This window comes from Klebsiella sp. 1SOBk5mer, from assembly GCF_046603115.1.
GTDB lineage: Bacteria > Pseudomonadota > Gammaproteobacteria > Enterobacterales > Enterobacteriaceae > Klebsiella > Klebsiella quasipneumoniae.
Window position 1 is genome coordinate 39,027 of sequence record NZ_JBKIUU010000005.1, and the last position, 21,438, is coordinate 60,464.

General features: G+C 62.1%; 22 protein-coding genes and 1 pseudogene. 8 read left to right on the forward strand and 15 right to left on the reverse strand.

Features of this window, described 5'->3' with window-relative positions; genetic code table 11:
- Positions 1-6: 6 nt before the first annotated feature.
- From hpaX to ACLH1U_RS13075, 9 genes and pseudogenes are all read right to left on the reverse strand, one after another.
- Positions 7-1,365 (reverse strand): 4-hydroxyphenylacetate permease, encoded by a 1,359-nt coding sequence (gene hpaX, locus ACLH1U_RS13035; protein ID WP_194859251.1) that lies wholly within the window; start codon positions 1,363-1,365, stop codon positions 7-9.
- A 21-nt stretch (positions 1,366-1,386) separates the two neighbouring features.
- The gene (hpaI, locus tag ACLH1U_RS13040; protein ID WP_044525283.1) at positions 1,387-2,184 is read right to left on the reverse strand and encodes a 4-hydroxy-2-oxoheptanedioate aldolase; all 798 of its coding nucleotides are present in this window, start codon (positions 2,182-2,184) and stop codon (positions 1,387-1,389) included.
- Positions 2,185-2,194: 10 nt separating this feature from the next.
- Entirely contained in the window at positions 2,195-2,998 is an 804-nt protein-coding gene (gene hpaH, locus ACLH1U_RS13045) for a 2-oxo-hept-4-ene-1,7-dioate hydratase (protein WP_002887487.1), read from the reverse strand.
- Positions 2,999-3,105: 107 nt separating this feature from the next.
- A complete protein-coding gene (locus ACLH1U_RS13050; protein WP_023291850.1) occupies positions 3,106-3,486 on the reverse strand; it encodes a 5-carboxymethyl-2-hydroxymuconate Delta-isomerase in 381 nt (126 codons plus the stop codon).
- 9 nt (positions 3,487-3,495) lie between these two features.
- Complete coding sequence (hpaD, locus tag ACLH1U_RS13055) at positions 3,496-4,353, reverse strand: 3,4-dihydroxyphenylacetate 2,3-dioxygenase (RefSeq protein WP_002887492.1); 858 nt, start codon at positions 4,351-4,353, stop codon at positions 3,496-3,498.
- A 1-nt stretch (position 4,354) separates the two neighbouring features.
- Positions 4,355-5,821 (reverse strand): 5-carboxymethyl-2-hydroxymuconate semialdehyde dehydrogenase, encoded by a 1,467-nt coding sequence (gene hpaE / locus ACLH1U_RS13060; RefSeq protein ID WP_102003924.1) that lies wholly within the window; start codon positions 5,819-5,821, stop codon positions 4,355-4,357.
- Positions 5,818-6,582, reverse strand: a complete 765-nt coding sequence (locus tag ACLH1U_RS13065; RefSeq protein WP_023291852.1) for a fumarylacetoacetate hydrolase family protein — start codon at positions 6,580-6,582, stop codon at positions 5,818-5,820. Before ACLH1U_RS13065 ends, hpaE begins: the two co-directional genes overlap by 4 nt.
- The gene (locus ACLH1U_RS13070) at positions 6,579-7,211 is read right to left on the reverse strand and encodes a fumarylacetoacetate hydrolase family protein (protein ID WP_049014166.1); all 633 of its coding nucleotides are present in this window, start codon (positions 7,209-7,211) and stop codon (positions 6,579-6,581) included. The genes ACLH1U_RS13065 and ACLH1U_RS13070 overlap by 4 nt, the downstream gene beginning before the upstream one ends.
- Positions 7,212-7,268: 57 nt before the next feature.
- Positions 7,269-7,433: pseudogene (locus ACLH1U_RS13075) on the reverse strand (hypothetical protein).
- 64 nt (positions 7,434-7,497) lie between these two features.
- Between ACLH1U_RS13075 and hpaR the strand changes: the two are divergent.
- The gene (gene hpaR / locus ACLH1U_RS13080; protein ID WP_002887503.1) at positions 7,498-7,938 is read left to right on the forward strand and encodes a homoprotocatechuate degradation operon regulator HpaR; all 441 of its coding nucleotides are present in this window, start codon (positions 7,498-7,500) and stop codon (positions 7,936-7,938) included.
- Between the two features lie 3 nt (positions 7,939-7,941).
- Here the strand turns inward: hpaR and ACLH1U_RS13085 are convergent, their stop codons facing one another.
- The 4 genes from ACLH1U_RS13085 to ACLH1U_RS13100 are packed head-to-tail and all read right to left on the reverse strand — an operon-like array spanning position 7,942 to position 11,498.
- On the reverse strand, positions 7,942-9,204 hold the full coding sequence (locus ACLH1U_RS13085; RefSeq protein WP_411299289.1) for an FAD-dependent oxidoreductase: 1,263 nt from the start codon (positions 9,202-9,204) through the stop codon (positions 7,942-7,944).
- Positions 9,185-9,448, reverse strand: a complete 264-nt coding sequence (locus tag ACLH1U_RS13090) for a (2Fe-2S)-binding protein (RefSeq protein WP_032455020.1) — start codon at positions 9,446-9,448, stop codon at positions 9,185-9,187. Before ACLH1U_RS13090 ends, ACLH1U_RS13085 begins: the two co-directional genes overlap by 20 nt.
- Positions 9,445-10,554, reverse strand: a complete 1,110-nt coding sequence (locus tag ACLH1U_RS13095) for an NAD(P)/FAD-dependent oxidoreductase (RefSeq protein WP_064158448.1) — start codon at positions 10,552-10,554, stop codon at positions 9,445-9,447. The genes ACLH1U_RS13090 and ACLH1U_RS13095 overlap by 4 nt, the downstream gene beginning before the upstream one ends.
- On the reverse strand, positions 10,551-11,498 hold the full coding sequence (locus ACLH1U_RS13100; protein WP_032455016.1) for a 4-hydroxyproline epimerase: 948 nt from the start codon (positions 11,496-11,498) through the stop codon (positions 10,551-10,553). Before ACLH1U_RS13100 ends, ACLH1U_RS13095 begins: the two co-directional genes overlap by 4 nt.
- 310 nt (positions 11,499-11,808) lie before the next feature.
- Here ACLH1U_RS13100 and ACLH1U_RS13105 point away from each other — a divergent pair, with 310 nt between their 5' ends.
- From ACLH1U_RS13105 to ACLH1U_RS13125, 5 genes are all read left to right on the forward strand, one after another.
- Complete coding sequence (locus ACLH1U_RS13105; protein WP_032455015.1) at positions 11,809-12,633, forward strand: AraC family transcriptional regulator; 825 nt, start codon at positions 11,809-11,811, stop codon at positions 12,631-12,633.
- Between the two features lie 151 nt (positions 12,634-12,784).
- A complete protein-coding gene (locus ACLH1U_RS13110) occupies positions 12,785-13,705 on the forward strand; it encodes a dihydrodipicolinate synthase family protein (protein ID WP_004204197.1) in 921 nt (306 codons plus the stop codon).
- Between the two features lie 14 nt (positions 13,706-13,719).
- A complete protein-coding gene (locus tag ACLH1U_RS13115) occupies positions 13,720-15,324 on the forward strand; it encodes an aldehyde dehydrogenase (NADP(+)) (RefSeq protein ID WP_411299290.1) in 1,605 nt (534 codons plus the stop codon).
- Between the two features lie 15 nt (positions 15,325-15,339).
- On the forward strand, positions 15,340-16,941 hold the full coding sequence (locus tag ACLH1U_RS13120) for an APC family permease (protein WP_044525289.1): 1,602 nt from the start codon (positions 15,340-15,342) through the stop codon (positions 16,939-16,941).
- Positions 16,942-16,952: 11 nt separating this feature from the next.
- Positions 16,953-17,969 carry an Ldh family oxidoreductase gene (locus ACLH1U_RS13125; protein ID WP_085551426.1) on the forward strand — a complete coding sequence of 339 codons (1,017 nt, stop codon included), beginning with the start codon at positions 16,953-16,955 and terminating at the stop codon, positions 17,967-17,969.
- Between the two features lie 119 nt (positions 17,970-18,088).
- Here ACLH1U_RS13125 and ACLH1U_RS13130 read toward each other — a convergent pair whose 3' ends face one another.
- Complete coding sequence (locus ACLH1U_RS13130) at positions 18,089-19,309, reverse strand: amino acid deaminase (RefSeq protein ID WP_085551425.1); 1,221 nt, start codon at positions 19,307-19,309, stop codon at positions 18,089-18,091.
- 76 nt (positions 19,310-19,385) lie between these two features.
- The gene (locus ACLH1U_RS13135; protein ID WP_032454776.1) at positions 19,386-19,532 is read right to left on the reverse strand and encodes a hypothetical protein; all 147 of its coding nucleotides are present in this window, start codon (positions 19,530-19,532) and stop codon (positions 19,386-19,388) included.
- Here ACLH1U_RS13135 and ACLH1U_RS13140 point away from each other — a divergent pair.
- A complete protein-coding gene (locus tag ACLH1U_RS13140) occupies positions 19,510-20,949 on the forward strand; it encodes an N-acyl-D-amino-acid deacylase family protein (RefSeq protein WP_032454777.1) in 1,440 nt (479 codons plus the stop codon). The genes ACLH1U_RS13135 and ACLH1U_RS13140 overlap by 23 nt on opposite strands.
- A gap of 10 nt (positions 20,950-20,959) precedes the next feature.
- A complete protein-coding gene (locus tag ACLH1U_RS13145; protein ID WP_004204205.1) occupies positions 20,960-21,352 on the forward strand; it encodes a RidA family protein in 393 nt (130 codons plus the stop codon).
- The last annotated feature ends 86 nt before the right edge of the window (positions 21,353-21,438 follow it).

Genomic DNA, 21,438 nt, shown 5'->3' on the forward strand with positions numbered 1-21,438 from the left:
CGCTCCTTAGTGGCCTTTCTGCGCCGCTAAGTCCGGCGCGGCGGCGGCGTCCTCACGCTGGCTCATTGGAATGCGGGTGAGCACCAGCGCGCCGACAATCAGCAGCCCGGCGACAAACCACAGCCCGGAGCTAAAGCTGCCGGTGGTATCGCGCAAAATGCCGATCAACAGCGGGCTGACGGCAGAGCCGACGTTGCCGATGGCGTTGATTACCGCCAGCGCCACCGCGCGCGACTGCAGGCTGATCACCCGATCCGGGGTGGTCCAGAAAATGGCCATCGCGGTAAAGGATCCCACCGAAGCCATAATAATGCCGATCAGCTGGATCAGGCTGTGGTGAGTGGCCGAAGCCAGCAGCCAACCCGCCGCGGCGAACAGGTAGGGCAGGATGGTATGCATCTTGCGCTCTTTGCGCCGGTCGGAGCGGCGGCTCCACCAGATCATGCCGAAAATAGTGCAGAACTGCGGGATCGCCGCCAGCAGGCCAATCATGATGTTGCTACTGCCGGTGTTGAAGCTCTGCAGGATCTGCGGCGTCCAGATATTTATGGCGCTCAGGGTATTGGTCAGGCAGAAGTAGGCCAGGGTATACATCAGCACCGCTGGCGTCAGGACTTCGCGCAGCGTGGAACGCGGCGAAGCCGGAACGACCGCCGCATTTTCCCGTTCACGATCGATCATCGCCTTCAGCGCCTGTTTTTCTTCGCTATCGAGCCAGTTGGCTTTATCCGGCGTGTCGTTGAGGAAGAACCAGGTGACGACGCCGAGCACCACCGACGGCAGGCCTTCCAGCAGAAACAGCCACTGCCAGCCCTTCAGGTTCCACAGGCCGTCGAGCGCCAGAATATAGCCGGAAAGTATCGAGCCGAGCATCATGGTCACCGGCATGGCGATCATAAACAGGGCGTTGGCGCGGGCGCGATGGTAGGCCGGGAACCACCAGGTCAGATAGACGAGGATCCCCGGTAGAAAACCAGCCTCGGCGATGCCGACCAGCATGCGCAGGATGTACAGCGTATGCGGGCTGGTGGCGAACATGGTGCAGGTCGAGGCGATCCCCCAGACCACCATAATTCCGGCGATCCAACGGCGCGCGCCGACTTTCGCCAGCATGATATTGCTGGGGATCCCGCACAGCACGTAGGTGACGTAGAACAGCGTCGCCGCCAGGCCGAACATGGTGGAGGTCAGGCCGAGGTCTTTGCCCATCGTCAGGCCGGCGAAGCCGATATTAATGCGGTCCAAAAATGAGAAAACAAAGAGAACAAACAGGAAGGTAATCAGGCGGCGGAACAGCTTTTTGATCACCCGGTTTTCTACTTCAACGGCTTTATTATCATTGTGTTGCAGGGTAGAGGTAGTCATGTTGCGCTCCACATTATCCGTTCAATAGACGGATTTATTGTTATCGGTTGTGGTCGTTGCGGTGTGGGTAAAACGGGCCGCCAGCGCTTCTGCGCCGCGCGCCAGCAGGGTGGTATCGACGCCGACGGCGACGAACAGCGCGCCCAGTTCGAGATAGCGCTTCGCCAGCGCTTCATTGGCCATCAGGATCCCCGGCGCCTTACCGGCCTGACGGATTTGCTGGATGGCCTGTTCAATGGCGGCCTGCACTTCCGGGTGCTGCGGATTACCGCCATGGCCCATATCGGCGCTGAGGTCCGCCGGGCCGATAAACACGCCATCCACCCCGTCGACATCGAGGATCTGCGGCAGATTTTTCAGCGCTTCGCGGGTTTCAATCTGTACCAGGACGCACATGGCGTCGTTGGCCTGGTGAAGATAATCCGGCACCCGATTCCAGCGCGAGGCGCGGGCCAGCGCGCTGCCGACGCCGCGAATGCCGGCGGGCGGGTAGCGGGTGGCTCTGACCGCCAGCCGCGCTTCGTCGGCGTTCTGCACCATGGGCACCAGCAGGGTTTGCGCGCCGATATCCAGCAGCTGTTTGATCTGCACCGGGTCGTTCCACGACGGGCGGACCACCGGCTGGCTGGGGTAGGGGGCGATGGCCTGAAGCTGGGTCAGCACCGTTTGCACATTGTTGGGCGCGTGTTCGCCGTCGATCAGCAGCCAGTCGAAGCCGGCGCCGGCCAGCAGTTCGGCGCTGTAGCTACTGCACAGCCCCAGCCACAGGCCGATTTGCGGGCGCCCGGCCTTGAGCGCCGCTTTAAAAGCGTTGTTCATGTTGCTCTCCTCAGACAAAGCGGCAGCTGATGGCGCCCATGTTGCCGTAGTCGACGTGGAAGGTATCGCCCTTGCGCGCCGGGACCGGACGGGTGAAGGAGCCGCCGAGGATGATTTGCCCGGCTTCGAGCTGGACATCGTACGGCGCCAGTTTGTTGGCCAGCCAGGCCACGCCGTTGGCCGGGTGATTGAGCACCCCCGCGGCGACGCCGGTCTCCTCAATCACGCCGTTGCGATACAGCAGGGCGGAGATCCAGCGCAGATCCAGCTCGTCGGGCTTGATCGGGCGGCCGCCGAGGATCACCCCGGCGTTGGCGGCGTTATCGGAAATGGTGTCGAACACTTTACGCGGGCGCTGGGTTTCCGGGTCGATGTTGTGGCAGCGGGCGTCAATCAGCTCCAGCGCCGGGATCACATAGTCGGTGGCGTTGTAGACGTCAAACAGGGTGCAGTTCGGGCCGCGCAGCGGTTTGGCCAGCACGAACGCCAGCTCGACTTCGATACGCGGAACGATAAAGCGGTCGGTGGGGATATCGCTGCCGTCGTGGAAGAACATATCGTCAAGCAGCGCGCCGTAGTCCGGCTCGCTGATCTGCGAGCTGGCCTGCATGGCTTTTGAGGTCAGGCCGATCTTGTGGCCTTTGAGTACGCGGCCTTCGGCGATCTTCATCTCGACCCACTCGCGCTGGACGGCGTAGGCGTCCTCAATGGTGATCGACGGATAATCCAGCGAGATCGCGCGGATCTGTTCACGCTGTTTTTCGGCCTGATTCAGCCGCTGGGCAATCAGGGTTCGGGTCTGTTTATCGAGCATAGTGATTCCTGTGGCATTGTATTGCCGGATGGCGCTTCGCTTATCCGGCCTACAATTCATGGCCGCTGTAGGCCCGGTAAGCGCAGCGCCGCCGGGCAATTTGCACGTTATTTAAATAAAGCGTGCACGTTGTTCTGTTTGTAGTTCAGCGTCGGATCGAGCTCTTCCATGGCGAACGACAGCGCCAGGTAGCGGCTCTCCATCAGCGCCGCGAAGTGGGATTTGATCAGCGCGAACAGCATATCTCCCACGTCCTGACGGCTCTCCAGGCTGCGCCCGGCACCGATCTTCAGCGTCATATGGACAAAGGCGTAATCCTGCCTGCCGTCGGCCATCTGCCAGGTATCCAGCCAGTGGGCACGGCTGCGGATCCCGCCGATCGGAAAGATGCCGGTAGCGGCCAGCGCCTCGTTGACTTTGGCGAACAGCCCAGGCAGATCGGCCTGCTCGCGGATGTTGTCGGTACATTCGGCGATAAAATGCGGCATGGGGCCTCCTTACGCCTGCGCCGGCAGCGGGAACACGGCGTTAACCTGGCCGGTGCCGGAGCTGGCGAACAGCTCGGTGATAAACTCCACCTTGCCGTCGTATTTATCCCAGCCCAGCAGGCCAAGCAGCATCACCGTGTCGTGCATGTTGCCTTCGCCGTAGCAGTAGTCGGCGTACTCCGGCAGCATGGTGCAGAACTCTTTAAATTTGCCCTCGCGCCACAGCTTCACCACCCGCTCATCCATCTGATGATCGAACTCGCGGGTGTAGCTATTCATCCCCTCTTCGGCGCGCTGATCGTCGATAAAGCGGTGCGACAGCGAGCCGCTGGCCAGCACCGCCACGGTGCCGTCATATTTCTCAATGGCTTTGAGGATCGCTTCGCCCAGTCTGCGGCTGTCGGCAAAGTCGTGAACGGTACAGAAGGCGGAAATGGACACCACCTTGAAGTGCTTATCGCTATTCATGTAGCGCATCGGCACCAGGGTGCCGTACTCCAGCTTCAGGCTTGGAATATTGTGCGCTTTGGCGCGCACCCCGAGCTTCACCGCCTCGTCGGCGATGAGCTGACCCAGCTCCGGGTTGCCGTCATAGTCGTAGGTCATGTCGCGAATAAAGTGCGGCAGTTCGTTACTGGTGTAGACGCCCTGGAAATGGTCGGCGCAGTTGATGTGGTAGGCGCTGTTGACCAGCCAGTGGGTATCGAACACGATGATGGTATCGACGCCCATTTCCCGGCAGCGCTTGCCAATTTCTTTATGCCCGTCGATAGCGCCCTGGCGGCAGCCGTGGTTTTTCCCCGGCAGCTCAGACAGGTACATCGACGGCACGTGAGTGATTTTTGCTGCTAACGCTAACTTACCCATATCAGACTCCCCATTTCGGGATCGGATGGTCGCCCATCGAGATGCAGACGTTTTTCATTTCGGCGAACACTTCAAAGCTGTACTCGCCGCCTTCGCGGCCGGTGCCGGAGGCCTTCACGCCGCCGAACGGCTGACGCAGGTCGCGGACGTTCTGGGTGTTGACGAACACCATCCCGGCTTCAATACCGCGCGCCAGACGCAGCACTTTGCTGACGTCCTGGGTCCAGATATACGACGCCAGGCCGTATTCCACATCGTTGGCCAGGCGCAGCCCTTCCGCCTCGTCTTTAAAAGGCAGCAGACATGCTACCGGGCCGAAAATCTCTTCCTGCGCGACGCGCATGCGGTTGTCGACATCCGCCAGCACCGTCGGGCGCAGGAAATTGCCGTTTCTCAGATGGGCAGGCAGATCGGCGGGCTTATCCGCGCCGCCGGCTAGCAGGGTCGCCCCTTCTTCAATGCCGAGGCGGATATAGCCGGAGACTTTCTCCCAGTGCTGCTGGCTAATCAGCGCGCCGACCTGGGTGTTCGGGTCGGTTGGATCGCCGACGCGCAGGCGGTTAGCGCGCTCGGCGAAGCGTTTAACGAACTCGGGGTAGATGCTCTGCTGAATGAAAATGCGCGAGCCGGCGGTGCAGCGTTCGCCGTTGATCGAGAAGATGGTGAACAGCGCGGCGTCGAGGGCGCGCTCAATATCGGCGTCTTCGAAAATCAGCACCGGCGATTTGCCGCCCAGCTCCATGGAGTACTTTTTCAGCCCGGCATTTTTCATGATGTTGCGCCCGGTGGCGGTACCGCCGGTAAACGATACCGCGCGCACGTCATGGTGGCGTACCAGCGCATCGCCCGCCGTCGCGCCGTAGCCCTGCACCACGTTCAGTACCCCCGCCGGAATACCCGCTTCCAGCGCCAGTTCGCCCAGACGGTCGGCGGTCAGCGGCGACAGCTCGGACATCTTCAGCACCGCGGTATTCCCCAACGCCAGGCACGGCGCCACCTTCCAGGTGGCGGTCATAAACGGCACGTTCCACGGCGACACCAGCGCGCAGACGCCCACCGGCTGCACCAGGGTGTAGTTCAGCATCTTGTCGTCGACGGGATAGGTCTTACCGTTCATCTGCTGGCACACTTCGGCGAAAAACTCGAAATTGTGGGAGGCGCGCGGGATCAGCACGTTTTTGGTCTGGTGGATAGGCAGACCGGTATCGGCGGTTTCCATCGCCGCGATCTCCGGGACGTTCTGGTCGATCAGATCCCCGAGGCGGCGCATCAGACGCGCGCGCTCTTTCATCGGCAGGTTAGCCCACTTCGGGAAGGCCGCTTTCGCCGCCGCTACCGCCTGATGGACTTCGGCTTCTCCGCCGGCGGCGACTTCCGCCAGCACTTCGCCGGTGGCCGGGTTGGTGGTATGAAAATAGTCTGCGCCGGCAACGTTTTTACCGTTGATCCAATGGTTAATCTTTTTCATGACAGTGTCTCCTCATACGCTTGCTGGCTGATGATATGGTTGGCCAGGCGGCCCACGCCCTCGACTTCAACGATCACCTCGTCGCCTGGCACCACGTCGGACAGCCCTTTCGGCGTGCCGGTGGCGATCATGTCGCCCGGTTGCAGGGTCATAAATTCGCTTAAGTAAGCGATGAGAAACGGGATGCTGAAGATCAGATCGGCGGTGGTGCCCTGCTGGCGCAGCTCGCCGTTGACCCAGGTGCGCAGGGCCAGATTATGCGGATCCGGGATCGCCTCTTTGCCGACGATCCACGGGCCGATCGGCGTCAGGGTGTCGCGGCTTTTCACCCGCAGGTTTGGCCGGTAGTAGTTTTCCAGATAGTCGCGGATCGCGTAGTCGTTGCAGACGGTATAGCCGGCGACATAGTCCATGGCCTCGGCTTCGCTGACGCGGCGGGCGGTTTTACCGATCACCACCACCAGCTCGGCTTCGTAGTGCATGTATTCCACGTTATCCGGGCGTACCGACTGCTGCTGGTGGCCAGTAAAGGTGTTTGGCGCTTTGATAAACACCAACGGCTCGGTTGGCGGCTTAAACGCCAGCTCGCTGGCGTGGTCGGCGTAGTTCAGCCCCAGCGCGAACAGCGTGCCGTCGGCGGGCGGCAGCCAGCGGAATTCACCTTCTTTCAATACCGTGCCATCGTCCAGGCGCACCTGGTCGCGTTCATCGACCACCGCATCGCGTACCTGTCCCTGCCATTCAATACGTGCCTGTTTCATGCCAGCTCTCCTTCTGCGACAACCGGGTTTTCCAGCGCCGGGAAGCCCTCGGCGAGAATACGTACGCGATCGCCGGGACGCAGCGTAACGCGGGAGTGGGGCGTACCGATGAGGATCGCGTCGCCGGGATTGAGGGTGGCGAACTCGCTCAAGGCGCTCAGCAGCTGCGCGGCGTTACGCTGCAGATCGCCGGTATGCCAGCTGTCCGCTTCGCGGCCGTTGATTTCGGTGATGATGGTCAGGTTATCGACGTTGCGCACCGGCGACAGCGCGCCGACGGGGCAGAAACCATCGCGGCACTTGGCCTTGATCGCCGGGCGATAAAAACTCTCTTCCGGCAGGCTGACGTCGTTCGCCAGCGCGTAGCCGGCGATATAGTTCGCCGCCTCTTCCGCCGCCACCTTGCGCGCGGTTTTGCCGACAATCAGCGCCACGGTGGCGCCGCTTTGCACGGTTTCGCCCTGCGGATAGGGGATCGCCTCGCCATCGCCAATCACGGTATTGCGCGGCTTGATAAACCAGACCGCGGTTTTCGGCGGCGTTTTGTAGGGGGCCTGTTGAAACGCCTCGCGCCAGGCGTCGAGCTGGCTGCGATGATTGAGCGCAACGGCGAAGATGGTACCTTTCATTCACCACTCCTCTGGGACTGATTTTGGTTCAAAGGGATTTCGTTAATATATTAATGATCATCTTTTATGCTTTGCGATGAGGTTTAGCAACTGGAAGTGAATGTTTTGTGATCGGATTAACACAATATTTACACTTCAATAACTTATTCGTTATTAATCAAATGGTTGAATATTTTTCTGGGAAAGGCTGGTACTTTTCAGGTGCAGAAACCGGTTGTACATGGCAGGATTAAAGCTAATTATTAAGTTGTTAATAAGTTTTAGATGAGGCCGTTGAGGGGATACTATGCATGATTCATTAACCATTGCCTTGTTGCAGGCGCGTGAAGCGGCGATGGCCTACTTTCGACCGATCGTCAAACGACACAATCTCACCGAACAGCAGTGGCGGATCGTGCGTATCCTCGCCGAACGTCCGTCGATGGACTTTCACGATCTGGCTTTTCGCGCCTGTATTCTGCGCCCCAGTCTGACCGGGATTTTGACGCGCATGGAGCGGGATGGACTGGTGCTGCGGCTGAAGCCGGTTAACGATCAGCGCAAGCTGTACGTCTCGCTGACGCCTGCCGGAACCGCGCTGTACGAAAGCGCCCAGGCGGAGGTGGAAGAAACCTATCGCCTGCTGGAGGCTCAGTTCACTACGGAAAAGCTGCAGCAACTGACCTCGTTGCTGGAGGAGTTTATTGCGCTTGGCGTCCCTGCCGGGCGCGGTGATGAAGAAGAGTAGCGGTTATGGCTCGGCGCTCAGCCTGGCGAGGGCAATAAGCGTTTCCGCGCGGGCGGGGGACAGCGGCTCTCTCGGCTGCGGCAGCGGCCAGCCATACAGCCAGCGGGCGCTGGCGGCGCAGGTGCGCCCCTGACAGGCGCCCATTCCGCAGCGCTGAGTAAGCTTGGCCTGTAGCCAGTCGTCGGCGGCTGCCACATCGCCGCAGCGCACATCTTCGCAACGGCACAGCAGGCTCTCCGGCGTCGCCGCGTTTTTCAACGACTCCGCCAGCCGGAAGGTGCGGTTGATGGCCGTGGCGAAGCGCTGCCAGCGGGCGCGACGGGCAAATAACGCCTGGGCCTGCTGGCTGGCCCCGGCGGCGGCATACCCGGCGATTTCGCCCTCCGCCAGCGCCAGCTCGCTCCCGCCGAAACCGGTGCACTCCCCGGCGGCGTAAATATCCGCGAGGCTGGTCTGCTGCCAGCGGTTAACCTGGATCGCCTCCTGCGCTGCGGCGCAACCGAACAGCTGCCCCGTCTCGATATTGGGCACCAGCCCGTAGCCGATAGCCAGCCGATCGCAGGCGACAGTCCGCTCGACGCCGCGCTGGCGCAGCGTCACGGCTTCCAGCCGCGTTGCGCCGTGGGCGCGGATCGCCTGGGCGCCGCTAAGATAGCCTTTCGGAGCCAGCGTCGCTAACTGGCGCAGCTTCTGCGGCCAGCGCCACAGCCCGCTGGCGAAGCGCAGCAGCGCCGGGAGCGGCGCTTGCTCAACGATATTCGTTACCTGGCCTCCGGCCTTGTTCACCGTATCCGCCACCGCCAGCAGCAGCGGGCCGCTGCCGGCAATCACCACTTTTTCGCCTTTCAGCGACAGGCCATGTTTGATCTGCGCCTGCAGGCCGCCCGCGCTGGTCACGCCGGGTAAGGTCCAGCCGGGAAAGGGCAGCGACAGCTCGCGCGCGCCGCAGCAGAGGATCAGTTTCTGCCAGTAAACCACGCCACCGCCGTCGGCGGTTTCAAACAGCATGCTGCGCGCGGAGGGGCGGGCAATCAGCCGCGCGCCGTTCACCACCCGGATGGCGGCAGACGCGGCGATGGCGTCGCGGTAGCGCCGGGCCAGGGCGGGCAGCGTCGCCTGCGGGCCGGCGCGCCAGATTTGCCCTCCGGGGGCGGGGTTATCGTCGAGAATAATGACCTGTTTATCGCAGGCGGCGGCAGCGAGGGCTGCCGCCATGCCGGCGGGGCCGGCGCCGAGGATTAAAATGTCACAGCGCAGCGTGTACATAGCGGCTCCTTTCTATTTGCATACCGGCCCGGCACAGGGTCTGGCAGGCCAGCACCCGCCGGCCGTCGACGGTGATCCGGCACTCCTGGCAGACCCCCATGCCGCAAAACGGCGCGCGGGGGTCGCCGTTAACCGCCTGGCGGGTGGTGGGATCGCCGGTCAACGCCAGCGCTGCCGCCACGCTGATACCTTCCGGCACCGTCAGCGCTTCGCCATCGACAGTGATATTGAGCGTGCTATTCATGCGATCGCCTCCTGATGGTACAGACGGGCCGGGAGCCAGGCCTCAGGCGCCAGCGGGCAGCGTTCGCCGAGGATCTGCGCCGCCAGCAGCTCAGCCGTCGCCGGGGCGGTGGTGACCCCCAGTCCTTCATGGCCCAGCGCCAGCCATACACCGCGGCGCGTGGGGTGCGGGCCGATCAGCGGATTGCCATCCTGCGAGGCGGCGCGCAGGCCGCTCCAGCAGCGGATGATATTCAGCGTCGCCAGCGCCGGCACAAAATGGCGGGCGCGGTCGAGCATCTGCCCCAGCAAGGGGAGATCCAGCTGGCGCTCGCGATTATCGAACTGGCGCGAAGAGCCAATCAGCAGCTGGCCAGTGGGCCGCGGCTGCAGGTTAAACGCTACCGAGGTACCGCCGCCGTGGGCGCTGGCGCCGTAGCCCAGCTCAACCAGCTGGTGATGCACCCGCGGCCCGTAGCGATCGGTAATTGCCAGCTGACCCTTCCTGGGCCGCAGCCAGTTTTCCGCCAACAGCGTATTGGCCTCCAGGCCGCAGGCCACCACGATGGCCCGCGCCTGTAGCCGTTTGCCGCTGGCGAGCAGCACCTCCGGTTCGGTAATCGCCTGCGCGCTGTCGTGCAGGCAGGTTAGATGGTCTCCGGCATCGGCCATCAGCCAGCGGGCGACGTTTGGCGCGTAGACGATGCTGTCGCCTGGTACCCATAGCCCGCCGGCCAGCCCGCTGCGCAGCAGCGGCTCGCGCCCGGCGATCTGCTGTGGGGTCTGCAGTTCGCTGTGGATCTGATAGCCAGCCAGCCGCCGCTGTTTTTCACCCGCGACGGCCATCTCTTCTTCGCTTTCCGCCAGCCACAGCGTGCCGCAGCCGCGCCAGGCGCAAGTGGCGGGCATCCGCGGGGTGATGGCGCGCCAGCGCGCCAGCGACCACGCCGACAGCGCCAGTTCGGCGGGGTCGTCATCCATACACACCAGATGGCCCATACCCGCCGCCGTGGCGCCGGGTTGACCGTCATCGATAAGCGTCACTTTCTGCCCCCGCTTCGCCAGCTGCCACGCGCAGGCGGCGCCGATGATCCCGGCGCCGATCACGATGACATCGCACGGCTTCACGGCGCGATCCCCCAGCAGAAGGGATCGTCCGGGTTGAGGATCAACTGGTTATCGCCGCACACCCAGGCTTCGCCGCGGATCGTTGGAATGATGCCTGCGGCGGCGCGCTGGTAGCTGGCGGTAAACTGGCTGCCGATGATGCTGGCCTGGCGCCAGATCGCTCCCGGCTGGAGTTTGCCATCCTGCGCCAGGCAGGCCAGCTTGGCGCTGGTGCCGGTGCCGCACGGCGAACGATCCCAGGCCTTTCCCGGACAGAGTACAAAGCTACGGCTGTCGGCGGCATCGTCATCGGCGAACAGCTCGATATGGTCGATAACGCCGCCGTCGTCGCCGCGGATCCCCGCGGCCTCCAGCCCCTCGCGCACCGCCCAGGCGTAGTCGGTGAGCTGTGGAATGTGCGCCGGGGTAATGGCGAACGGGTGATCGTTAATCAGGAAAAACCAGTTGCCGCCCCAGGCAATATCGCCGATGACGGGACCCCGCGCGGTCTCCACGCGGACCTGCTTTTTCCAGCGGCGGGCCGGGACGTTTTGCACCGATACGCTGCCATCGTCGTGCAACGTGGCGCTTACGTCGCCGACCGGGGTTTCAATCAGATGAACGCCTGGCTGGATACGGCCAAGCCACGCCAGCGAGGCGATAAGCCCGATGGTGCCGTGGCCGCACATATTTAGAAAACCGGCGTTGTTGAAGAAAATGACGCCAGCGGTGGCCGCCGCCGAGACCGGTTTGCAAAGCAGCGCGCCGACCAGCACATCGCTGCCGCGCGGTTCGAGAATCACCGCCTGACGCCAGCGATCGAAGTCACGGGCGAAACGGTCGCGACGCTCCGCCATGCTGCCGCCGCCGAGGTCGGGGAAGCCGTCAACGATCAGGCGGGTGGGTTCGCCGCCGGTGTGTGAATCAATGGCTCTCAGCGCAATAGGGGGGCGTGGCGCGGTCATTCTGCTCTCCGGAAGTTAACAACATGTTTCATCATGCTGGCGCAACCCGTGACGGGCGGCTTGAACGCTTTCGGCAGAGATAATGACGAAATCGGCATAATAGCGCCGGGGGGATGTTCATGTGATGCATAATTATTTCTTATTAATCACTCTGTTAATGGCGTGGTAAACCGAAAGTGGCGATTGCGCCAGTGGATAAACCAGGGGAAGGCGTAAAGCGGATCCAGGATCGCAAAACCGGCGGTTGCCGCTTGAGGTGTTAACAGGAAGTGAATAAATATCCTTCGGTCACTTACCATGAGGAAGCCCTATGATCGGTGTGTCTGAAGCGGCGCCGCCGCGCGCTGTCAATCAACCGGAGCTGGCGGTCGATGAGCTGAGCCAGATCTGCGAAGGGCTGGCGCGCCAGCGGCCGGAGAATATGGCGGCGCTGCTCAATGCCCTGGCGCTGATCGCCCCCCTGCTCAATGCCATCCCCAACGTGGTCTTTTTTATCAAAGACAGCGAAGCGCGTTATCTGCTGGCGAATCTGACGCTGGCCCGCCGCTGCGGTTTTAAAACCGTCTCCTCGCTGCTGGGGAAAACCTCCGCCGACGTCTTTCCTTCCGCGCTGGGTCAGGGTTACACCGAACAGGATCTTCGGGTATTGCGGGAGGGCGTGACCCTGCGCGACCAGCTGGAAATGCATCTCTACAATGGCCGGGAACGCGGCTGGTGCCTGACGCAGAAGCTGGCGCTGCGCGATGTCCGCGGACAGGTGATCGGCATGGCCGGGATCTCTCACGATCTGCAGGAGGCCCACGCCCGTCATCCGGCGTGGCAGCGGCTGGCGATCGTCGACGATCATATCCGCCGCCACTATCACCGTCCGATCGCCATGGAAGAGCTGACCGCCTTGAGCGGGATGTCGATTGCGCAGATCGAGCGCTACTGCAAACGGATCTTTCATCTCACGCCGCGGCAGATGATCCACAAAGTGCGTCTGGAAAAAGCCACCGAATTGCTGGCCGGCGATACGCCGATTACCGATATCGCCTTGCAGTGCGGCTATACCGATCACAGCGCCTTCAGCCGCCAGTTCAAAGCGATGACCGGCTCGACGCCGCGCGATTTTCGCCTGACGCTGCAGGGATAACGGCTGGCTCACACTTTTGTCGACTGTGCTAATTTCGTCATCGGATTAAGGGAAAACCGACAAGCCGCCGGTTCCGCGACGCGTCAATCTGTCAGTGAATATTCACCAATCATTCACCTCGACTTAACAAAATGACGACAAGGAACCGAGCATGAGCAATAAAGCGATTCACTGGAGCGGCGTATTCCCGGCGGTGAGCACGCAGTTTCGTAGCGATTACTCCCTCGATTTAGACGCCACCCACGCGGTGATGAAAAACCTGGTCAAAGATGGCGTTTCCGGGCTGGTGGTGTGCGGCAGCGTAGGGGAGAACACCTCCCTGAGCACTGATGAAAAATTGCAGATTATCGAGGTGGCGAAAGATGCCGCCGGCGGCAAAATTCCGGTGATCGCCGGGGTGGCCGAGTTCACCACCGCCTTTGCCCAGAAGATGGCGAAAGAGGCGGAGCGCGTCGGCGTCGACGGGATCATGGTGATGCCGGCGCTGGTCTACTCCTCAAAACCGCATGAAACCGCCGCCCACTTCCGCAGCGTGGCCACCGCCACCGACCTGCCGATCATGGTCTACAACAACCCGCCGATTTACAAAAACGACGTGACGCCGGACATTCTCGCCACCCTGACCGATTGCGACAACATCGTCTGCTTTAAAGACTCCTCTGGCGATACCCGCCGCTTTATCGACCTGCGTAACACCGTTGGCGACCGCTTCGTGCTGTTTGCCGGGCTGGATGACGTGGTGGTGGAAAGCATCGCCGTCGGCGCGGAAGGGTGGATCTCCGGAATGTCAAACGCCTTCCCGCGCGAAGGGGAAACGCTGTTCCGTCTCGCCCGCCAGCAGCGTTACGAAGAAGCGATGGCGCTGTACCGCTGGTTCATGCCGTTGCTGCATCTCGATGCGCGTCCGGATCTGGTGCAGTGCATCAAGCTGTGCGAAGAGCTACTCGGACGCGGCAGCGCTGTGACTCGTCCGCCGCGTCTGGCGCTGGAAGGCGAAACGCGCCAGCAGGTGGTGGCGATCGTGGAACAGGCGCTGGCGACTCGTCCTGCCCTGCCGGACGTTGGCCTCTGAGCACAGGAGTCAATATGAATGCATCTCAAACCACGGCGGGACGGCAGTTTATCGCCGGACGCCGCGTTGCCAGCGGCGAAGCGACGCTATTGAGCCTGCGGGCGGTGGATGGCGAGTCCACCGGCCATCGCTTTTATCCGGCTTCCCGCGCGGAGGCTGCCCAGGCCGCGGAGGCGGCGCAGCAGGCGTTTGCCGTTTATTCACAGACCGCGCCGCAGCAGCGGGCGCACTTTCTCTGCGCCATTGCCGATGAACTGGACGCGCTGGGGGAGGCGTTTTTTGCTATCGCCGAACAGGAGACCGCGCTGCCGCTGGCGCGGCTGCAGGGCGAGCGGGCGCGAACCAGCGGCCAGCTGCGGATGTTTGCTGGCGTGATCCTGCGCGGGGATACCTTCGCCGCCCGTATTGATACCGCCTTAGCCTACCGTCAGCCGCTGCCGCGCCCGGACCTGCGTCAATATCAGCAGGCGTTAGGGCCGGTGGCGGTGTTTGGCGCCAGCAACTTTCCGTTGGCCTTTTCCACCGCTGGCGGCGATACCGCCTCGGCGCTGGCGGCTGGCTGCCCGGTGGTGGTGAAGGCCCATGCGGGCCATATGGCCACCGCCGAGCTGACCGCTGATGCGATCGTCCGGGCGGTCGCGCGGTGTGGGTTACCCGGCGGCGTATTCAATATGATTTTCGGGACGGATATCGGCGCCGAATTAGTCCGCCATCCAGCGATTCAGGCCGTTGGCTTTACCGGCTCGCTGGCCGGCGGTAAGGCGCTATATCAGCTGGCGCAGCAGCGCCCACAGCCAATCCCGCTGTTTGCTGAAATGTCGGCGATTAACCCGCTGATTATTCTGCCGCAGGCGCTGCAGACGCGGGCCGAGGCGCTGGCGAACGAGCTGGTGGCGTCATTTACCCTCGGCGGCGGCCAGTTCTGTACCCGTCCGGGGCTGATTCTGGCGCTGCGCGGCGCCGGACTGGAACGCTTTAAGTCGGCGCTGTGCGCGGCGGTAGCGGGCTGCGCGCCGCAGGTGTTGCTCAATGCGCCGACCCTTCAGCACTACCGCCAGGGCGTGGCGGCGCTGGCGGCGCATCCGCGTATCGAGAGGCTGGCGAGCGGCCTCGCCGCCGACGCCGGGGAGGCGCAAACCCAGCTGTGGCAGGCTCAGGTCGAGGATCTGCTGGCGCAGGATACGCTGCTGCAGACCGAAGTTTTCGGCCCGCTATCGTTGCTGGTGGAAGTGGACGACGCGGCCCAGCTGCAGGCGGTGGTGAAAGCGCTGCAAGGACAGCTCACCGCGACGCTGCACGCGGAAGCGGACGACGGCCCGCTGGCGGCGAGTCTGCTACCGCTGCTGTGTGAGAAGGCCGGACGGGTGCTGTTTAACGGTTATCCCACCGGCGTGGAAGTGTGCGATGCGATGGTCCACGGCGGCCCATGGCCGGCGACGACCGATGCGCGCGGGACGTCGGTCGGCAGCCGGGCGATTGAGCGTTTTCTGCGCCCGGTCTGCCTGCAGAATGCGCCGGCCGCCCTGTTACCGCCGGCGCTGCAGGATGCGAACCCTTTAAACCTGCTGCGCCTGGTCAACGGCCAGTGGACCCGGGAAGCGATTTCCTCCTCTCATTGACGCAAGGGCATCACCATGACCATTCACACTACGCATAACAGTCAAACCCGCGTTGCGGAGTCGGGTAAGTTTAAAAAACAGCTGACCCTGACCGACCTCACCTTTATCGGCCTGGGGGCGATCTTCGGCTCCGGATGGTTATTCGCCGCCAGCCATGTGGCATCCATTGCCGGTCCGGCCGGTATCGCGTCGTGGGTGATCGGCGGCTTTGCGGTGCTGCTGCTGGGGATTGTCTACTGCGAGCTGGGGGCGGCGCTGCCGCGCGCCGGCGGCATTATTCGTTACCCGGTCTTTTCCCACGGTGAGCTGATGGGTTATCTGCTGGGGTTCATCACCCTGATCGCCTTCTCCAGCCTGATCTCGATAGAAATTGTCGCCGCCCGGCAATATGCCGCGGCCTGGTTTCCGGCGCTGACCCAGCCGGGCTCCAGCTCGCCGACGCTGCTGGGGTGGGGGGTGCAGTTCCTGCTGCTCTGTTTCTTCTTCGCGCTGAACTACTACAGCGTCAAGACCTTCGCCCGCTCGAACAACTTCATCAGCGTGCTCAAGTTTCTGGTGCCGCTGCTGGTGGTGGTCACGCTGTTCGCCTTCTTTAAACCTGAGAACCTGCATGCTCAGGGCATTGCGCCGTTTGGTATGTCCGGGGTGGAAGCGGCGATCAGCGCCGGGGGAATTATCTTCGCCTATCTGGGACTGACGCCGATTATCTCGGTGGCCAGCGAAGTACAAAAGCCACAGCGGACTATCCCTATCGCGTTGATTTTATCAGTGGTGCTGTCGACGATTATCTACGTGCTGCTGCAGTTGGCGTTCCTTGGCAGTATTCCCACCGAGATGCTGAACGGCGGTTGGGCCGAAGTGAGCAAACAGTTCTCGCTGCCGTATCGCGATATCGCCATTACCCTCGGCATGGGCTGGCTGGCCTTTATGGTGATAAGCGATGCGATCATCTCCCCGAGCGGCACCGGCAATATCTATATGAACGCGACGCCGCGGGTGATCTACGGCTGGGCGAAGGCGGGTACTTTCTTTAAAGCCTTTACCCATATTGATAAAGCGTCCGGTATTCCGCGCCCGGCGCTGTGGCTGACCTTTGGGCTGTCGATTTTCTGGACGCTGCCGTTCCCCTCCTGGGAACAGCTGATAAGCGTGGTGTCGGCGGCCCTGGTGCTGAGCTACGCCATCGCCCCGGTGACCGCCGCCGGGCTGCGCCGCAACGCCCCGGATCTGCCGCGGCCGTTCCGCGTGCGCGCCTTCGGCATCATCGGCCCGGTGTCGTTTATGGTCTCGGCGCTGATCGTCTACTGGTCCGGCTGGAATACGCTCTCGTGGCTGCTGGGGCTGCAGATCGTGATGTTTGTGGTGTATGTGATGTGCAAAGGCAAGGTGCCGGAACATACCGTGAGTCTGGCGCAGCAGGTGAAGTCTTCGCTGTGGCTGATCGCTTTTTATGCGTTGATTATCCTCTTTTCCTGGCTGGGCAGCTTCGGCGGGCTTAATGTTATTGGTCACCCCTGGGATACGGTGCTGGTGGCGGCGATGTCGCTGGGGATTTATTACTGGGGCGCGCGCAGCTGTCTGCCGCAGGCTAATTTTAGCGGAGACGAAGAAGAGTAAAGGAGAACAGTATGGGGTCGGTAACTCTATCGTTACCAGAAGCTTATGACCTGGCGCTGGCGGTGCTCAGCGCCAATGGATTCAGCGCCGACCACGCGGCGGCCATCGCCCGTAACGTGGCTGCCGGGGAGCGCGACGGCTGCGCTTCCCACGGCCTGTGGCGGCTGTTGGGCATTGTCGATACCTTGCGTAAAGGTAAGGTTTCGCCTGATGCCGAGCCGCAGATCCACGACCAGGCGCCGGCGATTGTGCGGGCGGATGCCGGGGGCGCCTTTTCGCTGCTGGCCTACGAACGCGCGCTGCCGCTGCTGCTGGAGAAAGCGCGGCACAGCGGTATTGCGGCGCTGGCGATTAACCGCTGCGTCCATTTTTCCGCGTTGTTTGCCGATATTGAGCCGTTGACTGAGGCAGGGCTGGTGGGGCTGGCCTGTACGCCAAGCCATGCCTGGGTCGCCCCGGCGGGCGGCACCCGTCCGCTGTTCGGCACCAACCCTATCGCCTTTGGCTGGCCGCGGCGGGAGGAGCCGCCGTTTATTGTTGATATGGCGACCAGCGCCGCGGCGCGCGGCGAGATCCAGCTGCATCAGCGCGCTGGCAAAGCGCTACCGGAAGGGTGGGGAATCGACAGCCAGGGGCAGCCGACTACCGATGCCACAGAGGTACTGAACGGCGCGATGTTAACCTTCGGCGGCCATAAGGGCTCGGCGCTGGCGGCAATGGTTGAGCTGCTGGCCGGGCCGCTTATCGGCGATATGACCAGCGCCGAATCGCTGGCGTGGGATAACGGCGCGGGCGGTTTACCCTACGGCGGAGAACTGATTCTGGCGCTGGATCCGCAGCGTTTTCTCGGCGCGCAGGCACAGGAGCAACTGGCGCGCGCCGAAACCCTGTTCAGAGGGATGCAGGAGCAAGGGGCACGGTTACCGGGAGAGCGGCGGTTCGCCTGTCGCCAGCAGAGTGAGCAGCAGGGGGTCGTCATCAGCCGTTCATTGCATGATGAGATTTGCGCCTTGCGCCAGGGCGGGTAAGGCGCGAATCGCCGTCCCCCGGGACATCCCCCGGCTTGCGCTACGCTTAGCCGGGCTACCGAACGTCGCGGGTTGTGTAGCCCGGGCAAGGCGCGAAGCGCCGCCACCCGGGATGCCTGTCAAAACAGCGTGTCGAGCTCGTCCAGCACGTTGTAGTCGTCATCGACCAGCAGCAACGTCTTCCACTTATCAAAGGTCAGACAGGGGTGCGAGGTGCCGAACAGCAGAATATCGCCGACCTGCACATCGCTGCCCGGCGCCAGGCGCAGCATACAGTGCTGATCCATGATGCCGATGCTGACGATCGACTCAGCGCGCAGCGCTAACTCCCTGCCGTGACGATAATGGGCGATCGGCTGCGGCAGCCCGGCGTCGAAGGCGCAGTCGCGCTTGCCGAAATTCACCACCGCGCGATCCGCCTCAGGCACCGATTGCACCATTGCCATCAGCTCCAGCGCTGAAGTGAGATCGCCGGCGAGATCGCAGGCAATCGGATCGCGGGCGATCAGCGCTTGTTGGGCGAGATCGTAGATCCCGCGATCGTGGGTGATATAACAGCCAGGGCGAATGACGATACGGCAGCGGCGCGGTTTTGCCGCCGCCAGCCAGATGTTGCACACCACGTCATACCAGACGGTGCCCGCGCCGGTGAGAATAAATTCGCCGTCAACCAGCGGCTCCATGCGGCAGGCTAGCGCTGCAGCCTGTTGTAATAGCGCTTCCACCTGCGGTTGCGGATCGTCGCCGTGCAGGACCCCTTCATACAATTCCAGACCGCGTAGCCGTAGCCCCGGCAGGTCGCTGACCCGCTGCGCCAATGCCAGCGCGTCATCCACGCTACGACAGCCGCAGCGTCCGCCCGGCACGCCAAGTTCAATCAGCACATCCAGCGTTTGTCCCTGGGCGGCGAAGAACGCGGAGAGGGCGCGCACGTTGGCCTCGCTATCGACACAGCAGATAAAATCCACTGCCCGGTAGTGGGCTTTTAGCTGCGCGACCACCTGCATATTGGCCTTACCGACCAGCTGATTGACCATCAGGACGCGCTGGATGCCGCTGGCCATCGCCGCGCTGGCCTGCCAGGCGCTGCCCACGCCGATCCCCCACGCTCCCGCTCGCTGCTGCGCCTGAAATATCCATGGCGTCATTGTCGTTTTACCATGCGGCGCCAGCGATACGCCGCGGGCATCGGCGTAGCGCTGCATCCATGAAATATTATTTTCCAGCGCCGACTTTTTTAGCAGCGCGGCAGGCAGACAGCCCTCTTCCGCCAGCAGATTAGCCGGCGCGGACATGAGGGCGGATTTGTGCGGAATGAGCGGTGCTGAATGGTATTTCATAACACTATCCTTTCAGGGTTTATAATCGGTTAGTTGCTGGGTATCAGTTATAACTCTTTGATAATAATGGTTTTAATTAATAACTTTTGTTTATTTTGAATAAAAGTATCACAAAATGATCTGGTTTTTGCGTAGTTTTCCACTGTTTTTTGCACTTGTAAATGGTTAACTTGTCGGTATGTCGAAAGGGAGTAATTGCTATGAAAGTTGACTGGCTTTTCAAAAACGTCACGGTGATCGACGGGAGCGGCGGGCCGCAATACCGTGCCGATGTGGCGGTGAAGGGCGACCGAATAATGGCTATCGCCCCGGCGCTGGATGTCGCGGCGGAGCAGGTGATTGATGGCCAGGGGCGGGTACTGGCGCCTGGCTTTATCGATGTTCACACCCATGACGATATCAACGTCATCCGCATGCCGGAGTATCTGCCTAAGCTCAGCCAGGGGGTGACAACCGTGATCGTCGGCAACTGTGGGATCAGCGCGGCAACCGCCACCATGCGCGGCGAGGTGCCAGACCCGATGAATCTTCTCGGCGAACGACAGCACTTTATCTATCCCACCGTCGAAGCCTATGCCCATGCGGTAGAGGCCGCGCGACCCTCGCTTAACGTCGGGACGCTGATTGGGCACACCGCGCTGCGCAATAACCATATGGATGACCTGTTCCGCCCGGCGAGCGAGACGGAAATCGCCGGCATGCGCATACAGTTGCGCGATGCGCTGCGGCAGGGCGCTTTAGGACTGAGCACGGGACTTGCCTACGCCAGCGCCTTCCAGTCGACCACCGAAGAAGTGATGGCGCTCTCTGAGGAGTTGACGGCAGAGGGGGGAATTTACACCACCCACCTGCGTTCGGAGTTCGAGCCGATTCTGGAGGCGCTCGACGAGGCGTTCCGTATTGGTCGCCACGGCAACGTGCCGGTGGTGGTCTCGCACCATAAGTGCGCCGGCGCGAAAAACTGGGGTCGCACGAAGGAGACGCTGGCTTTCTTCGATGAGATGCGCCAGCGCCAGGAGATCGCCTGTGACTGTTACCCCTATTCCGCCAGCTCGTCGACGCTGGATATGAAGCAGGTCACCGATGAGTTCGATATCGTCATCACCTGGTCGGAAGCACAGCCCGAGCAGGCCGGAAAAACGCTGCAGCAGATCGCCGATGAATGGCAGGTGAGCCTGCACGACGCCGCGGCGCGGCTGATGCCGGCAGGCGCTATTTATTACAACATGGACGAGCAGGACGTACGGCGGGTGCTGGGTTATCCGGTGACCATGATTGGCTCCGACGGGCTGCCGAACGACCCGATGCCGCATCCGCGGCTGTGGGGCGCGTTTCCGCGGGTCCTGGGCCACTACTGCCGCGATGAACGCCTGTTTCCGCTGACTACCGCGATCCACAAAATGACCGGGCTGTCGTCGGCGCGCTTCCAGCTGGCGGATCGTGGGCTGGTAAAAGTGGGCTACTACGCCGACCTGGTGCTGTTTGACCCGCTGACGGTGCGCGATGTCGCCAGTTTCTCCGACCCGAAACGTCCGGCGGACGGTATTGAGGCGGTGATGGTTAACGGCGTGATGAGCTACGGCAGCGACAAAAAGATTATCGGGCGCGCGGGGCGTTTCCTGCGCCGCCGAATGAACTGAGGAGTGAAAAATGAGTATTAAACGTTATGGCGTAGAGGGCGGTACCGGTACCGGCGGGCAGCACCTGCCGTTCGCGCGGGCGGTGGAAGCGGGAGGCTGGCTATACGTGTCCGGCCAGACGCCGATGAAGGACGGGGAAGTGGTGGAAGGCGGGATTGTCGACCAGTCGCGTCTGGCGATTCAGAACTGCGTAGATATCATGACCGAAGCGGGCTACACCCTGGCCGACGTGGTGCATGTTAAAGTGATCCTCACCGATGCGCGCTATTTTCAGTCTTTCAATAAAGTCTTCCGCGAGTTCTTTGGCGACAACCCGCCTGCCCGCATCTGCTGCGTAGCGGACCTGGTGGTGGATTGTAAAGTCGAAGTGGATGTGACCTGTTATAACGCTTCTCGCGCATAAAAAGTTAGTAACCAGAAATATAAATAGTCATTTTGAGCGCTGAAATAATTCAGCGCTTCGTAGCCTTTTACCTTTACAAAATTAAC

Excerpts from the sequence above, each read along its gene's own strand:
- ACLH1U_RS13100 (WP_032455016.1), bottom strand. The coding sequence starts at position 11,498 with ATGACCGCGCCACGCCCCCCTATTGCGCTGAGAGCCATTGATTCACAC.
- hpaH (WP_002887487.1), bottom strand. The coding sequence starts at position 2,998 with ATGCTCGATAAACAGACCCGAACCCTGATTGCCCAGCGGCTGAATCAG.
- ACLH1U_RS13145 (WP_004204205.1), top strand. The coding sequence starts at position 20,960 with ATGAGTATTAAACGTTATGGCGTAGAGGGCGGTACCGGTACCGGCGGG.
- ACLH1U_RS13065 (WP_023291852.1), bottom strand. The coding sequence starts at position 6,582 with ATGAAACAGGCACGTATTGAATGGCAGGGACAGGTACGCGATGCGGTG.
- hpaX (WP_194859251.1), bottom strand. The coding sequence starts at position 1,365 with ATGACTACCTCTACCCTGCAACACAATGATAATAAAGCCGTTGAAGTA.
- ACLH1U_RS13105 (WP_032455015.1), top strand. The coding sequence starts at position 11,809 with ATGATCGGTGTGTCTGAAGCGGCGCCGCCGCGCGCTGTCAATCAACCG.
- ACLH1U_RS13130 (WP_085551425.1), bottom strand. The coding sequence starts at position 19,309 with ATGAAATACCATTCAGCACCGCTCATTCCGCACAAATCCGCCCTCATG.
- ACLH1U_RS13090 (WP_032455020.1), bottom strand. The coding sequence starts at position 9,448 with ATGAATAGCACGCTCAATATCACTGTCGATGGCGAAGCGCTGACGGTG.
- ACLH1U_RS13115 (WP_411299290.1), top strand. The coding sequence starts at position 13,720 with ATGAATGCATCTCAAACCACGGCGGGACGGCAGTTTATCGCCGGACGC.
- hpaI (WP_044525283.1), bottom strand. The coding sequence starts at position 2,184 with ATGAACAACGCTTTTAAAGCGGCGCTCAAGGCCGGGCGCCCGCAAATC.
- ACLH1U_RS13140 (WP_032454777.1), top strand. The coding sequence starts at position 19,510 with ATGAAAGTTGACTGGCTTTTCAAAAACGTCACGGTGATCGACGGGAGC.
- hpaR (WP_002887503.1), top strand. The coding sequence starts at position 7,498 with ATGCATGATTCATTAACCATTGCCTTGTTGCAGGCGCGTGAAGCGGCG.
- hpaE (WP_102003924.1), bottom strand. The coding sequence starts at position 5,821 with ATGAAAAAGATTAACCATTGGATCAACGGTAAAAACGTTGCCGGCGCA.
- hpaD (WP_002887492.1), bottom strand. The coding sequence starts at position 4,353 with ATGGGTAAGTTAGCGTTAGCAGCAAAAATCACTCACGTGCCGTCGATG.
- ACLH1U_RS13050 (WP_023291850.1), bottom strand. The coding sequence starts at position 3,486 with ATGCCGCATTTTATCGCCGAATGTACCGACAACATCCGCGAGCAGGCC.
- ACLH1U_RS13110 (WP_004204197.1), top strand. The coding sequence starts at position 12,785 with ATGAGCAATAAAGCGATTCACTGGAGCGGCGTATTCCCGGCGGTGAGC.
- ACLH1U_RS13125 (WP_085551426.1), top strand. The coding sequence starts at position 16,953 with ATGGGGTCGGTAACTCTATCGTTACCAGAAGCTTATGACCTGGCGCTG.
- ACLH1U_RS13085 (WP_411299289.1), bottom strand. The coding sequence starts at position 9,204 with ATGTACACGCTGCGCTGTGACATTTTAATCCTCGGCGCCGGCCCCGCC.
- ACLH1U_RS13120 (WP_044525289.1), top strand. The coding sequence starts at position 15,340 with ATGACCATTCACACTACGCATAACAGTCAAACCCGCGTTGCGGAGTCG.
- ACLH1U_RS13070 (WP_049014166.1), bottom strand. The coding sequence starts at position 7,211 with ATGAAAGGTACCATCTTCGCCGTTGCGCTCAATCATCGCAGCCAGCTC.